Source organism: Lutibacter aestuarii (genome assembly GCF_042676885.1).
Taxonomy (GTDB): domain Bacteria; phylum Bacteroidota; class Bacteroidia; order Flavobacteriales; family Flavobacteriaceae; genus Lutibacter; species Lutibacter aestuarii.
This window is the reverse complement of sequence record NZ_JBHTIC010000018.1, coordinates 54358-69754: the sequence shown is the minus strand read 5'-3', so window position 1 is coordinate 69754 and position 15397 is coordinate 54358. Positions and strand designations below refer to the sequence as shown.

Annotated in this window: 12 protein-coding genes; 9 read left to right on the top strand and 3 right to left on the bottom strand. The window is 28.5% G+C overall.

Features of this window, described 5'->3' with window-relative positions; all coding sequences use genetic code 11:
* Nucleotides 1–8: 8 nt before the first annotated feature.
* Nucleotides 9–1286: a glycoside hydrolase family 27 protein gene (locus ACFQZW_RS11920; protein WP_386783242.1), complete on the top strand. Its 1278-nt coding sequence runs from the start codon at nt 9–11 to the stop codon at nt 1284–1286.
* 55 nt (nt 1287–1341) lie between these two features.
* On the opposite strand, the gene ACFQZW_RS11915 is transcribed toward ACFQZW_RS11920, so the two are convergent.
* Complete coding sequence (locus ACFQZW_RS11915; protein WP_298265552.1) at nt 1342–2319, bottom strand: hypothetical protein; 978 nt, start codon at nt 2317–2319, stop codon at nt 1342–1344.
* A gap of 349 nt (nt 2320–2668) precedes the next feature.
* Between ACFQZW_RS11915 and ACFQZW_RS11910 the strand changes: the two genes are divergently transcribed.
* From ACFQZW_RS11910 to ACFQZW_RS11885, 6 genes are all read left to right on the top strand, one after another.
* The gene (locus tag ACFQZW_RS11910; RefSeq protein WP_298265554.1) at nt 2669–3532 is read left to right on the top strand and encodes a sigma-70 family RNA polymerase sigma factor; all 864 of its coding nucleotides are present in this window, start codon (nt 2669–2671) and stop codon (nt 3530–3532) included.
* 59 nt (nt 3533–3591) lie between these two features.
* Complete coding sequence (rsgA, locus tag ACFQZW_RS11905; RefSeq protein ID WP_298265556.1) at nt 3592–4530, top strand: ribosome small subunit-dependent GTPase A; 939 nt, start codon at nt 3592–3594, stop codon at nt 4528–4530.
* 3 nt (nt 4531–4533) lie between these two features.
* Nucleotides 4534–4986 carry a D-aminoacyl-tRNA deacylase gene (dtd, locus tag ACFQZW_RS11900; RefSeq protein ID WP_386783238.1) on the top strand — a complete coding sequence of 151 codons (453 nt, stop codon included), beginning with the start codon at nt 4534–4536 and terminating at the stop codon, nt 4984–4986.
* Nucleotides 4987–5050: 64 nt separating this feature from the next.
* The gene (locus ACFQZW_RS11895) at nt 5051–6958 is read left to right on the top strand and encodes a DUF3857 domain-containing protein (RefSeq protein WP_386783236.1); all 1908 of its coding nucleotides are present in this window, start codon (nt 5051–5053) and stop codon (nt 6956–6958) included.
* A 6-nt stretch (nt 6959–6964) separates the two neighbouring features.
* Nucleotides 6965–8983, top strand: coding sequence for a DUF3857 domain-containing protein (locus ACFQZW_RS11890; protein ID WP_386783234.1), 2019 nt, complete (start codon nt 6965–6967; stop codon nt 8981–8983).
* Between the two features lie 101 nt (nt 8984–9084).
* A complete protein-coding gene (locus ACFQZW_RS11885) occupies nt 9085–9663 on the top strand; it encodes a YceI family protein (RefSeq protein ID WP_386783232.1) in 579 nt (192 codons plus the stop codon).
* Nucleotides 9664–9712: 49 nt separating this feature from the next.
* Here the strand turns inward: ACFQZW_RS11885 and ACFQZW_RS11880 are convergent, their stop codons facing one another.
* Entirely contained in the window at nt 9713–10177 is a 465-nt protein-coding gene (locus ACFQZW_RS11880) for an Lrp/AsnC family transcriptional regulator (RefSeq protein ID WP_298265566.1), read from the bottom strand.
* A 156-nt stretch (nt 10178–10333) separates the two neighbouring features.
* Between ACFQZW_RS11880 and ACFQZW_RS11875 the strand changes: the two genes are divergently transcribed.
* Together ACFQZW_RS11875 and nhaC are read left to right on the top strand one after the other, a co-directional pair.
* Nucleotides 10334–11533 (top strand): aminotransferase class I/II-fold pyridoxal phosphate-dependent enzyme, encoded by a 1200-nt coding sequence (locus tag ACFQZW_RS11875; RefSeq protein WP_386783229.1) that lies wholly within the window; start codon nt 10334–10336, stop codon nt 11531–11533.
* A gap of 181 nt (nt 11534–11714) precedes the next feature.
* Nucleotides 11715–13202: a Na+/H+ antiporter NhaC gene (gene nhaC, locus ACFQZW_RS11870; protein WP_298265570.1), complete on the top strand. Its 1488-nt coding sequence runs from the start codon at nt 11715–11717 to the stop codon at nt 13200–13202.
* Here nhaC and ACFQZW_RS11865 read toward each other — a convergent pair.
* Nucleotides 13195–15384, bottom strand: a complete 2190-nt coding sequence (locus ACFQZW_RS11865) for a putative porin (protein WP_298265572.1) — start codon at nt 15382–15384, stop codon at nt 13195–13197. The two genes, nhaC and ACFQZW_RS11865, sit on opposite strands and share 8 nt — an antisense overlap.
* Nucleotides 15385–15397: the final 13 nt, after the last annotated feature.

Sequence of the window (15397 nt, the reverse complement as noted above, 5' to 3'; positions counted from 1 at the left end):
GGAATCACATGAAGAATAAGTATTTTATCATCTTATTATTTTTTTTATTAATTGCTTGTGAAACAAAAAATAACAAACAACAATCTAATTCGGAAAATGATTTAGAAATAGAAAATAAAAATCATCCTTCAGAAAGCCCTATAATGGGATGGGCAAGTTGGAATAATTATAGGGTAAATATTAGTGAAGATATCATAAAATCTCAAGCAGATGCCATGGTAACATCTGGACTTAAGGATGTTGGATATACTTATATTAATATTGATGATGGGTTTTTTGGAGGTAGAGACAAAAATGGAAATGTATTAGCCCATAAGAAAAGATTTCCAAATGGGATGAAATCACTTGCGAGTTATATTAAATCAAAAGGGTTAAAAGCAGGTATCTATTCTGATGCAGGTATAAACACTTGTGCTTCATACTGGGATAAAGATACTATTGGTGTTGGTATGGGACTTTATGGACATGATAAGCAAGATTTAAATTTATATTTAAAAGAATGGAATTATGATTTTATAAAGATAGATTGGTGTGGTGGTGATTGGTTAGGACTTGATGAACAAAGTAGATATACAGAAATAGGGAACATTATAAAATCAATAAAACCAAATGCTATTTATAATATATGTAGGTGGAAATTTCCAGGTAAATGGGTGTCTCAAATAGCTGATTCTTGGAGAATTTCAGGTGATATTGATAATAATTTTAAATCAATTTTAAATATAATTGATTTAAATGCTGATTTGTGGATGTATAGTTCGAAAGGACATTATAATGATATGGATATGTTACAAATTGGTAGAGGGATGACTTATGAAGAAGATAAAGCTCATTTTTCTATGTGGTGTTTAATGCATTCTCCTTTATTGTTGGGAAATGATTTAACTCAAATGTCTGAAAAAACTATTAAAATAATTACAAACGAAGAAATTATTGCGCTTAATCAAAGCTCATTTGTTTATCAAGCAAGGAGAATTATTGATTATGGTGAATTAGAAGTTTGGGCTAAACCACTAATTTCTACAGTTAGCGGTCATGTTGCTGTTGGCTTATTAAATAGATCTAATACAATGGATACTATTTCTTTTAATTTAAATTCGATAGGAATTGATGCTTCAAAAGGATATTTAACAAAAGATTTATGGACAAAAAAAGAATATTCAAGATCAATAAAAGAACAAATTAAAATGGAAGTGCCTTCTCATGGTATTGTAGTGTTAAAAATAGAAGGAGAGTCACTTCCTTTTAATGTCTTTCAATTTAAAGATAAAAAGAATATACCTTAAAATAAAATCATTTTAAGGTATACTCATATTTCAAAATTGCAGCATTATCAAATGTCTATTCTGAAATTACAAAGGTTTGAAGCATATTTTTACTTAAAGCATTTGGAACTTCTGAAATAAGAGCATATTTTCCTTTTTCTAGAGTAGCTGTAAAATAGCCTATACTACCAGCGGGCATATCATTAACGCCTCCTAAAAAAGTAATATGAGATGGGGCAGGTTCTATTAAGCCTTCTGGATTAGCCCAATTCATCCAATGCTCTAACTTATCTATATCTGCGTTTTCTTCTAATTTTACAAGATGTATATCATGTCCTACAAAATTTTCATGTACAATTTGATCTTTAAAGTAAACTGAAAAAGTATGTTTACCCGAACTAATGGTGTCGTTAATAACTATTCCATCTGTACTAGAAATATTAATTGAAATGTCAGCTTTAGGTTCTTTATAACCAGAATCATTATTTGTTACAACAAGATCTTTAGTCATACCCATTGAGGTATGAAATACACCATTTTCCATTTTTACATAACATTCAATAATGTATTTGCCTTGCTTTAAATTTAAATTGGTAATACTCACTTGATTTGGTGATAATAGACCAGATCCACCAACAAATATAACATCATTAAACCATTCTGGAAGTTTTGAAAACTCAGCATAACCTTCTTCTGTTTTTCCTTCCATTATTAGTTTCATAGCATTATCAAATACAGGTGCTATAAAATTTTCAGCATCTTCTGAAGTCTTCCCTTCAGGATATTTATCAATAAGAAAAAAGTGTGTTTGAGGAGATGAATTTTTATAACGAAATGTATTCCAGCCAGAAGAAATTGTATCTGGCATTTGAAAATCCATATTTTCAGTTAAAATTTCTACTACTTTTTCTTTTTCAATTTTTTCTTTTTCAATATTCGTTTCAGATTGTTTTTTGTCAGTTTTACAGGAATAAATTAACAAAAAAACAGGTAAAATGAAAATTGACAAAATAACAAAGTTATAAGCGTTCTTGTAATTTTTAAATGGTTTCATAATATTAAATATTTAGTTAGTAGTAAATACTTTTAGGTACAACGAACTCTTTCAAGTAATTTTTAAGAGTTTTTATAAATAAAGTATTTTTGTTACTAAATATAGTAAAATTTTAAACTTAGTAAAATTCCCAGTTTAAACCTTTCTTAATAATTGTTGATTTTAGATTTTTTCTATTGATAAAATAAAAAGCTTTTTGTTTGATTTTAAGCTGATTATAATCAATCATTTAATTGAGGAATCTCATTGTGTTATAGAACTTATTACCTTTCTTTTGTGTTAATATTTTGATTTTCCCATATTAACTTTTGGTTTCAACAGATTTTAAATCAACTAAATTTATGATTTTATGAGACAGCTAAAAATAATGAAACAGCTTACAACTAGAGAGGCTGCCTCATTAGATAAATATTTACAAGAAATAGCAAAAATAAATTTGATTTCTCCTGAAGAGGAGGTGAAACTAGCGCAAAAAATTAAATTAGGAGATAATAAAGCTGTAGATCAATTAGTAAAAGCTAATTTACGTTTTGTAGTTTCGGTTGCAAAACAATACCAAAATCAAGGTTTAACACTTCCAGACCTTATTAATGAAGGTAATTTAGGGCTGTTAAAAGCAGCTAAAAGATTTGATGAAACACGTGGGTTTAAATTTATTTCTTATGCGGTTTGGTGGATACGTCAATCAATTTTACAAGCTTTGGCAGAACAATCTAGGATTATAAGACTGCCATTAAACAAAATAGGTTCGTTAAATAAAATTAATAAAACAGTTGCAATATTAGAACAAAAGCATCAACGGCAAGCCTCTTTAGATGAAATTTCTGAACAATTAAATATTTCGTTAAAAGAAGTAAAAAAATCATTAAAGCACTCAAAACGTCATTTGTCACTAGACGCACCTTTAATTGAAGGTGAATTTCATAATTTATATGATGTTTTAATTATTGGAAAATATCCCAATCCTGATAAGGCATTATTACATGAGTCTTTAAAGGTTGAAATCAAACGAATTTTAAAAACCCTAAAACCAAGAGAAGCTTCAATTGTAAGGTTGTATTTTGGCTTAGGAGGAGAAAGAGCTATGACACTTGATGAAATTGGAATAACCTTAAAATTGACTCGTGAACGAGTTCGTCAAATCAAAGAAAAATCCATTAGAAGACTTAAAAATCTAAACAGATGCCATATTTTAAAAGCATACTTAGAATAGTTGTTATTTAAATTCTTATTTCAAAATAAAAATAAATACTTTCAAGTATATTTGTAACTATGAATGGAATTGTTACAAAATCTACCGGAAGTTGGTATACTGTTTTTACTGATGGTGGAAGTATAATTGATTGTAGATTAAAAGGAAAGTTTAGAATTAAAGGGATTAAAAGCACCAATCCTGTGGCGGTTGGAGACCATGTAAATTTTGAGTTTGAAGAAGGAAAAGAAACAGGAGTAATTAATGAAATTTTTGATCGGAAAAATTACATCATTCGTAAATCTGTAAATCTTTCCAAACAAGTACATATCATTGCAGCAAATATAGATATTGCTTTTTTGTTAGTTACTATAGATAATCCACCAACTTTTACAGGGTTTATAGATCGTTTTTTGGCAACTGCTGAAGCATACAATATTCCAGTGGTTTTATTGTTTAATAAATTGGATATTTATAATGACGAAGAGCTAGAAAAACTAGCAATGTTAGACGCTATTTATTCAGATATTGGTTATGCTTGCATTCCAATATCTTCAACTAAAAACATTAATATCGATAAGGTAAAAGAATTAATGAAAGGTAAAACAACAATGTTCTCAGGGCATTCTGGTGTTGGAAAATCTACCTTAATAAATGCCATTGAGCCTTCTTTAGATTTAAAAACAGCTCAAATTTCAAAGCAGCATAAACAAGGAATGCACACCACAACTTTTGCAGAAATGTTTCAGCTAAGTTTTGGAGGATTTATAATTGACACTCCAGGTATAAAAGGTTTTGGAGTGGTAGATTTTAAACCTGAAGAAATTACCGACTATTTTCCTGAATTTTTTAAGCTGAAATCTAAATGTAAATTTAACAATTGCTTGCATATTAACGAACCAAAATGCGCAATCAAAGCGGCATTAGAAACAGGTGAAATTAGCGGTTCTAGATACAATAGTTATTTGCAAATGGTTGAAGGAGATGAAGAAAATTATAGAACAGATATTTATAGTTAATAAATGAAAGCAGTTATACAAAGAGTTTTAGAAGCTTCAGTAACAATTGATGGAGAAGCTGTTAGTAAAATTGAAAAAGGTCTCCTTATTTTAATTGGTATAATTGAAGAAGATACTCAGGAGGATATTAATTGGTTAACAAAAAAAATTACAAACCTCCGTGTTTTTAATGATGAAAACGGTGTAATGAATAAGTCTTTAAAAGATGTTGATGGAGAGGCCATATTGGTTAGCCAATTTACGTTGCAAGCAAGCACCAAAAAAGGAAATAGACCTTCGTATATTAAAGCGGCAAAGCCAGATATTGCGATCCCATTATATGAAGAATTCATTTCTAAATTTGAACTTGAATTTGGGAAAAAAGTAGGGACGGGTAAATTTGGTACAGATATGAAAGTTTCTTTAATAAATGATGGTCCTGTAACTATTATTATTGATTCAAAAATAAAAGAATAATAAAAATGAGATTTATCAGGCTTTAATTTGATTTTTTTTTGTTTTTTTATAAAAATTTAATGCTATGAAGAACCTAAGAATAGCCCCATTCTTGATACTACTTTTTACCAACTTTATCTATTCACAAGAATATAATTTTAACATTTCTGAAATACCATCGAGTCTTAAAAAAGATGCAAATTCTGTAATAAGGTTTGAGAATTTTTCTATAAATATTGAATCGCAAAGAAAGATGACTGTTACTACAAAAAAAGCTGTAACTGTATTCAATAAACTGGGAGATAAAAATAAATATGTAACTGTTAATTATGATTCCAATACAAAAATTAAAGATATTAAAATATTAATTTTTGATGCTTTAGGAAATGAAATAAAAAAAGTTAAAAATAAAGAGTATAAAGATGTGAGTCAAGTAGATGGAGGTACGTTGTATGCAGATAGTAGAATGCTATATTATGAACATGTTCCAACTTCTTATCCTTACACAATATTTTATGAAACAGAAATTGAAACTTTTAATACAGCCTTTATTCCTAGGTGGTATCCTATTAATAATTTCTTTACAGGTGTACAATTAAGTACTTTTAAAATTAAGCATTCAGCAAACTTAACAATCAATTTTATTGAGAGTAATTTTACAAATTTTAATGTTTTAGTTGCAAAAGAAAAGGAGTTGGTTACTTATAAAATTGAGAATGTAAAACCTATAAGGTACGAACCATTAATTCCCTCTTTAAGAAAAATGTTTCCAAATGTTAAAGTGGTTTCAAATCAATTTTTTGTTGAAGGGATTTTAGGAGAAGCTTCAAATTGGAAAGAGTTAGGGAAGTGGGAATATGATAATTTGTATAAAAATGTAAGTGTTGTTCCAACTTCAACTAAAGAAAAAGTTTTAAAGTTAGTTGAAGGCATAGAAGATCCAATTGAAAAAGCTAAACTTATTTATCAATATGTGCAAGATAAAACTAGGTATATAAGTGTACAAGTTGGTATAGGAGGTTTAAGACCAATGTTGGCAAGTGATGTAGATAAATTGGGTTATGGAGATTGTAAGGCATTAACTAATTATACTAAATCGTTATTAGATATTGTAGGTGTAGAGTCTTATTTTACAGAGCTTTACGGTGGGTTTGATAAAATGGATATGGATTTTAATACACCAAGTATTCAAGGAAACCATGTAATATTGAATATACCTAACGAAGGTAATGATATTTGGTTAGAGTGTACAAATCAAAAAGTACCCTTTGGCTATATCGCTAATTTTACAGATGATAGAGATGTTATTGTTGTGAAACCAGAAGGTGGTGTATTAAAAAGAACAAAAAAATACAGTACAAAAGATAATTTACAATTCACAAAAGGAGCATTTGAAATCAATGAGTTGGGTGAGATTCAGGCAAAAGTTAGAATAGAAGCTTCAGGAACCCAATATAATAACCATTTATTTAGATATGATGGAGAGCATCAAAAAGAGTTAGATTTATTGGTGAAAAAATATTTTTCAAATATTAATAATATGAATATTTCAAAAATAGAAGTCAATAATAATAAGGAAGAAGCAAGGTATGAGGAGGATATAGAATTTTCTGCGGCTAATTATGGAGTGCTAACAAATCAACAAATGTTAATTTCTATCAATGCCTTTAATAAAAATACAAGTATACCAAAAAGAGTGAGAGATAGAAAATTACCCGTAGAAATATCAAGAGGTTTTCTTGATATAGATGAGGTTGTAATTAAACTTCCAGTAAATTTTAAAGTAGAATATCTGCCACAAGATGTTGAAGTAAAATCAAAATTTGGAATGTATTCAGCTGTCATAAAAAAAATAAATTCCAATACATATCTGTATAAAAGAAAGCTTCAAGTAAATGAAGGTAAATATGAAAAAGAAGACTATGAACTGTATAGAGATTTTAGAAAAAATATTAAAAAACACGATAATTCAAAAATAGTTTTAATTAAATAATACATTATGAAAAAGGTTTTATTGATACTTTTTGTGGTTTTTACAACAAGTACTTTAAGTTCTCAAAATTATAAATTTGGAGAAGTTTCAAAAGAAGAATTACAAGAGAAAGTTTACCCATTAGACTCTTCAGCGAATGCTGCGATTTTATATAAAGAAAGAAAAACTTCATTTGAATATGTTCCTAATGAAGGGTTTAATGTGATTACACAAGTTTTTTTAAGATTAAAAATATACAATAAAGAAGGTTTTGATTGGGCAACTAATAAAATTAGTTACTACAATTCTTCTAACGGAAGAGAAAAAATAAGTGGTTTAAAAGCCATTACCTATAACCTAGAAAAAAATAAAATTGTAGAAACAAAGCTGAATAGAAAAGATGTTTTTGATGAAGAGCTTAATAAATATTGGTCGCAGCAAAAGTTTACAATGCCCAATATTAAAGAAGGAAGTGTGATTGAATGGAGGTATAAATTAACGTCGCCTTTTAAAAGAATAGATGATGTGCAATTTCAATACGGCATTCCAGTTAAAAAAATGAATGCTTCAGTTGAAATTCCTGAATATTTTATCTATAAAAAGCAGTTCAAAGGTTATTTTCCAGTAGTACCACAAGTAGAAAGAAAAAATATAAAAATTTCATTAAAAAATAAATACAGATCAGAAGTAGGATCATTTGGAGCAGGTCTTAAAACAAATGTCACCTATTCAAAAATTGATTTATTTGCGAATGTTGAAAAGTATGATGTAACCAATGTACCTGCATTAATTGAAGAAGCTTATGTAAATAATATTGAAAACTATAAAACTGCGATTCAATACGAATATTCTGAATTGCATTGGCCAAGACAACCTATTAAATATTATTCACATTCTTGGGAAGATGTAACCAAAACTATTTATAACAATTATAATTTTGGTTCTGAAATATATAAAAGTAATCATTATTCTGACGATTTAGCTGTTATTTTAGCCGCTGCTAAAACGGATTCAGAAAAAATTATAGGAATTTTTGAATTGGTTAAACAAAAAGTTAAGTGGAATAAATATAATGGGATTACTAAATTTAATGGGACAAGACAAGCTTATAAAGAAGCTGTTGGAAATGTTTTTGATATTAATTTAAATTTGGTTTCTATGCTAAATAAAGCTGGTTTAAAAGCTAATCCAGTAATACTAAGTACAAGAGCCCATGGAATTTCTTTTTTCCCAACAATTGATGGGTTTAACTATGTTATAGCTGCTGTTGAATTGCCAGAAGGTTTAGTGTTGTTAGATGCTACAGAACAATATAGCACTCCTAATATTTTGCCTTTTAGAGCTTTAAATGGAGAAGGTAGGTTGATTAGAGATGATGGAAGCTCAGAAACTGTAAATTTAAACCCTGTAAAACCAGCAACAATTGTAACTACTTTAAAAGTTGAAATTGACGAAGAAGGTACTATAGAAGGGCAAAATAGAACTAATTACTTAAACCATCAAGCGCTAAGCTATAGAGAAAAATATGCTGCGATTGATAATGATGATATTGTTGTGAAATTAGAAGAGAAAAATGGAGGGTTAGAAATTTCCGATTTTGAATTGTCTGGTAAAAAGGAAACTTACAAACCTGTGATGGAAACTTATAAATTTTATTCCGAAAATTCAATAGATGTTGTAGGTAATAAAATATTTTTTAAGCCATTGTTTTTTGAAGCTACAACAACATCTCCGTTTAAGTTAGAAAAGAGAGAATACCCTATTAATTTCGGTACAACTCTATCATCTAAAACTTTGGTTAATATTACAATTCCCGAGGGCTATGTTATAGAATCTGTTCCAGAGAATATTTATGTAAAATTACCAAATAATTATGGGTCTTATAGATTTCATATTTCTACTAGTGGAAATGTGATTAATGTAAATTCTCAATTTAAAATTAATACAATAAACTATCCTGTAGTAAATTACGATGAAATGAAAGAGTTTTATAAAATGATTATTGCTAAAAATTTAGAGCAAGTAGTACTTAAAAAAGAATCTTAATTTCGTTAAAAAATCCTTAAAATAGATTTATTTTAGTAGTAATGTTTTAAAATATAGTATTATTGTGCTTATTAATAATTATTATAAATAAAACTAAAAAAATGAAAAAAACAGGGATTTTATTATTGGTAGTAACTTTTGTAAGTATGTCATTTACAAATCCAATTCAAAAATATAATGTTGATGTTGAGAATTCTACAATTACTTGGAAAGGTTATAAGCCAACAGGTTCACATGAAGGAACAATTAAATTACAATCTGGAAGTTTAATAAAAGCAGGAGGGCTTATAAGTGAAGGAGTTTTTACAGCAGATATGACCTCAATTAAAGATGCAGATGGAAGTGCTAGGTTAGAAGGACATTTAAAATCAGCTGATTTTTTTGAAGTTGAAACATTTCCTACAGCAACATTTAAAATTTCAAACGTTACAACAAATGACACAAGCAATAAAACGTGGATTACTGGTGAAATGACTATCAAAGGAATTACAAAAGAGATTAAGTTTCCTGCTACTATTTCAAATTCAGACGAAACAATAACTATTACTAGTGAAACATTTCAAATAAATAGAGCGGAATTTAATGTTAAATATAAATCGAAAACTTTTTTTAACGATCTTAAAGATAAGTTTGTAAATGATGAATTTGACTTGCAAGTTACCATAGTTGCAAAAAAATAAAATTATCTGAAGAACATAAAAAAAGTCCAAATTTTAATTTGGACTTTTTTTATGTTAATTTTAAAATACTCGTTTTTTTTGTAGAAGTCATTACAAAAGTACTTTGAACATTAGCCACAGAGTCTAATACGGAAAGCTTATTTTTTAAAAAGTTTTGATACGTATTCATATCTTTCACTATTATTTTTAATAAATAATCATAATTTCCAGCTACATGAAAACATTCAACTACTTCATCAATTTTATGAATGGCAAGTTCAAATTTTGTAATTAAATCTTTAGAATGTACCAATAAAGTAACTTGACAAAATACTTCTACATGAAATCCAATTTTTTCTTTATTTAAAATAGCAACATATTTTTCAATATAACCATTTTTCTCTAACCTTTTTATACGTTCGTAAGTTGGGGTTTGTGTCAACCCAATTTTTAGGGCAATTTCTTTAATATTTGCTTTAGAATTTTGTTGTAGTAAGTTTAATATTTTTTTATCTAAGTCATCTAAATGGGTCATAATCAGTAATTTTTGCTAAAAATAATTAAAATATTTGCTTTAAAAAGCAAATATTTCTAAAAATATTAATTTTTACAGTAAATTAATCTAATATTAATATAATTTGCAGTTTATTAAGTTGGTATGTTTTAATTTTATAAAATAAATTAAATAATCATGAGCAATAAACCAGCAAATAATATTCAAGATTTACAATATTTTGGAGAGTTTGGAGGCGTAAATCCTTCTATTTCAGATTCAGCAACCTATACCTTTTTACATGCCAAAACCATGTTAGATACTTTTGAAGGTCATGCAGAAGGTTGTTATTTATATTCGCGTCATACAAGCCCAAGTAATTTATATTTAAGCGAAGCTTTGGCAGCGATGGAATTTACTGAAACAGCTAATGTGGCAGCTTCAGGAATGGGTGCTATAACTTCTGTTTTTTTACAAGTTTGTGGAGCAGGAGATCATATTGTTTCAAGTAGAACTATTTATGGAGGTTCATATGCATTTCTTAAAAACTTTGCTCCAAAGTTAAATATAACAACATCTTTTGTTGATATTACTTCTTTAGAAAAGGTGGAGGCAGCAATTACCTCGTCAACAAAAATGATTTACTGTGAAGCGATTAGCAATCCTTTATTAGAAGTTGCTAATATTTCAGAATTGTCTAAAATAGCTAAAAAGCATAATATATTGCTTGTGGTAGATAATACATTTTCACCGCTAATTATTTCCCCACAAAAATTAGGTGCAGATGTTACAGTTCATAGTTTAACAAAATTCATAAATGGAACAAATGATACAGTTGGAGGTGTGGTATGTGGCACACAAGAGTTTATCAATAGTTTACGAAATGTAAATGACGGAGCTGCAATGTTATTAGGACCTGTAATGGATAGTTTAAGAGCTGCAAGTGTACTAAAAAACTTGAGAACACTGCATATAAGAATAAAAAAACATAGTGAAAACGCATTGTATTTAGCAGAACATTTTGAAAAGGATGGACTGAAAGTTGTGTATCCAGGATTAAAAAGTCATAAAGACCACGAGTTGTTTAAAACAATGTATAATAAAGAATACGGTTTTGGAGGAATTATGACTATAGATGTTGGCACTTTAGAAAAAGCAAATGAGTTAATGGAGCTTATGCAACATGATAACCTAGGCTATTTAGCAGTAAGCTTAGGTTTTTATAAAACATTATTTAGCGCACCAGGAACTAGTACTTCTTCTGAAATACCTGAAGAAGAACAAAAAGAAATGGGATTATCAAATGGAATTATCCGATTTTCTATAGGTTTGGATAATGACATAGAACGTACTTATAGAGCTATGAGAAAATGTATGAAACAAGTTGGCGTACTATAGGTTTTACGCTAAAACAAATGAAAAGCCTAGCTCAAATTTGAGCTAGGCTTTTCATTTGCAAAAGCTTCTAATTTTACGTATTATTACAATCCTTAAAACTATACCGAAGTTCAATTATTTATTTTAAGTAATATTAAATGAAAAAATAAAGATAATAAGGTATAAAACTTAAATCAACCAAATGAAAGAAACCAATAATTTAACGGAAATAGATTTTGACGAACAAAAAATAATTGAAAATAAAGAGTTAAATATTTGGGAAGCATTAATTCCAATTTTTGCATTGGTATCTATGTTATTTTTTAATGTTTTTTTTGTGTATGGTGATGATGCTTTAAGTGGAAGTAATCAGTTTGTTTTACTATTAGGAGCTGCAGTTGCAGCAATTGTAGGATTTGCAAATAAGGTTTCTTATAAACGAATGATAGAGGAAGTAGCCGAAAATGTAAAATCTACTACTGGAGCAATTTTAATTTTACTTATGGTTGGTGCTTTAGCAGGTACTTGGTTAATAAGTGGTATTATACCTACAATGATTTACTATGGCTTACAAATTTTAAATCCAACCATATTTTTGGCGGCTTGCGTTATTATTTGTGCAATTATATCTGTTGCTACAGGTAGTTCTTGGACAACTTCAGCAACGGTAGGTATTGCATTAATTGGTATTGGTGAAACCTTGGGAGTATCTTTAGGGATGACTGCTGGAGCAGTACTTTCAGGAGCCTATTTTGGAGATAAAATGTCGCCACTTTCAGATACTACAAATTTAGCACCTGCTATGGCTGGTGCAGAACTATTCGATCATATCAAATATATGGCGTATACAACCATTCCATCTATTGTAGTTACGTTGGTAGTTTTTATTATTATTGGTTTAAATATTACAACCACAGGATCTGCTGATATTTCTGATAAATTAATGGCAATTGATGCGGCTTTTAATATAAGTCCTTGGTTGTTTATAGTTCCTTTAGCTGTTATTTTTTTAATTGTAAAAAAAACACCTCCATTAATTGCATTACTAATTGGTACCCTATTAGGAGCTGTTGCGGCTTTAATTGCGCAGCCTTCAATTGTTGCTAAAGTAGCTGGAGCAGATTCATTAACGTTTATTTCAGGTTATAAGGGGGTAATGAATGCAATAACTGTGGATTCAGCTGTGGAAACTACAAGTGCTGAATTAAATGATTTATTTAGTGCAGGTGGTATGCGAGGAATGTTAAATACTATTTGGCTAATTATTTGTGCTATGGTCTTTGGCGGTATTATGGATGCCATTGGAGCTTTGGCTAGAATTAGTAGTGCTATTTTAAATATGTTTGACTCCATATTTGGTTTATTTGCAAGTACTGTTTTTAGCTGTGTTACGTTAAATGCAACAGCTTCAGATCAATATTTAGCAATAGTAGTACCTGGTAAAATGTATGCAAAAGCTTATAAAGATAAAGGTTTGGCTCCTGAAAATTTAAGTAGAACCTTAGAAGATTCAGGAACTGTTACTTCAGTTCTAGTTCCTTGGAATACTTGTGGAGCTTATCAAAGTGGAGTTTTAGGTGTTCCAGTGATTGATTACGCTTTTTATGCAGTATTTAATTGGTTAAGCCCAATAACAACCTTAATTTTTGCTGCTTTCAGAATAAAAATTAAGCAATTAATTACTAAATAAAGAAGTTCCAAACCAAGCCAAATCGAACTGTTAAATCTCTATACGGATAATTAGGAGCTGAATAATAATTTCTTCCAGTAAAACTAGCATTTAAGTTTTCAACCTTTAAAAAGATTCTTGTTCTTTGCACTTGAGCATTTACAAAGAAATCTAATATAGGATAATTACCTATCTCTGTTTCGTTTTGTAAAACAAATTCGCTAATTAACGGATTGTAGGCATTTGATTTAAATGCTGTGAAATATTTAAAAGTAACTCCTGTTTGCAGGTATAAAGGTTTCTTTTTAAATAAGTAATTTGAGTAATATAAGGTGTTTCTAGTTACCAATTCTGGAACTCTAAAAAACGAATCTCCTTTTGAAACTTTTTGGTACATTACTGTATTATCTATGGTAAATTTTCTAAATGTAAAATATTGATTGACCTTTACTTTAAGATAATTTAGGGTTTCTGATGCTTGTGTCGGTTTTGAATTTTCATCAAAATAAGTGTAGTTATCAATTAAGTTGTAACTTGCAAAAACGCTTCCGTATTTATTAATTTTAAATTCGGCTCCAACATTTTTAATTTCTTCATTTTTAAAATTATTTTGCCAGTTATAATTTTTATAATCACTTTGATATAACAGTGTATTAAGCTGAGGAGTTTTTGAAGTGATTTCAGCAAATCCTTTAAAATTATAAACACTATCTTTTTTAAACATTACCGCTGCTTTTATAGAATTTCCGTTTAAATCTCCCGAAATTATTGAGGTAGCATCTGCATTTAAATGAAACTTGCCATAATGTGTTTTCCATTCCGCCCCAACAGCAACACTATTACCTTTTAATTTATCTGAAATAGTATAATCATTAAAATATAAAATACTATTATAGTGGTAGTTATAATTAAAGTAGTTTGCCTTGGCTTTTAGTTTACCTACAGCGCTTGTATTTAATTCTAAATACAATTCATTATTCATTTTTTGATAAGAGGTATGGTCTATAATAGCGTTTGTGTAGGAATCTCCAAAATAATCAGTAGAGGTTTCTTGTTTAAACCTATAATGTGTAGTTTCATACAGTAGGCTATGTCCAATTTTTACGTTAAAAAGAGGTTTTTTTATTTTTTTAACAATTTTTATTGAATCTTGTATGGTTTCAGTTTTTGTTAGCGAATCAGTTTGAGCTATAATAATATTTGTTAACGTATCTTTTTTAACTAAAGCTTCTGTTTTTAAAATTTCTTTACTTGCAATAATTGAATCTTTTTCAATTGATGGTTTAGCTACTAAAGTAGAATCTATGGTTGCTAATGAATCAATTTTTAAACCTTCTATTTCAGATTTTTCGCCTTTCTTTTTTCTTTTCTTTTTCTTGGGTTTTTCTTGATTTGAAACGATGATCAAAGATTGATCAATAAAATAGCGTTTACCTTCAAATAAATTTTCACCTTCGGTAAAGTTAACTTCAAGCCTTCCTCTATCAATATAATTTGGATCGTTATTTTCAAAATAATCAATAGATTCTTCTGTTAATCCTCCATTTTCATTGTTTAATAAGTCATGAGACGAAAAATGACCTTTTAAATAATAGTTTTTATGGATAGAATGGTAATTAAATGTAGCTCTAAAATTTCCATGACTTGCTAGAGTGTTTCTATATTTTCCTAAAGATCTTAAACCTTTGTAAGCTAAAGAAAAATTCAATTGCCGAGAAGTATTCATGGTAATTAAAGCGTCTAAAACTTGTCCTTGTTCTAAACCCGTACGGTACATTAATTCAGTAGTTGGTGTAGGTACATAATAGTATTTAATATCTTCAGCCTTATAATAATTAAATTGTTTGGCATTCATTCCAATTTGAGGAAAAATAGAATTGTTTTGAAAATTATAACCCAATTTATTATAGGTTTGTCCTTGATTGTGAAATGGTAATAATTCAAAATTATCTTTACGTAAGTAATTAAATTTAAAATCTTTATTTAAGGTTAATGTAGTATCAACAACAGTTGTATCATTGTTAATGTTAAAAATCTTATAATCTTTATAAGACGTTTCTCCACTCAATTTAATTTTAACTTCATCTTTAAATTTAGTGCTGTCACTTTTAAATAAACCATTGTTCTTGTCAGGTCTAACTATTTGTGCTGAAACACTCAAAAAAGAAAGCCCTAATAATAGTATTAAAAATAATTTTTTCATATCATACATAAAG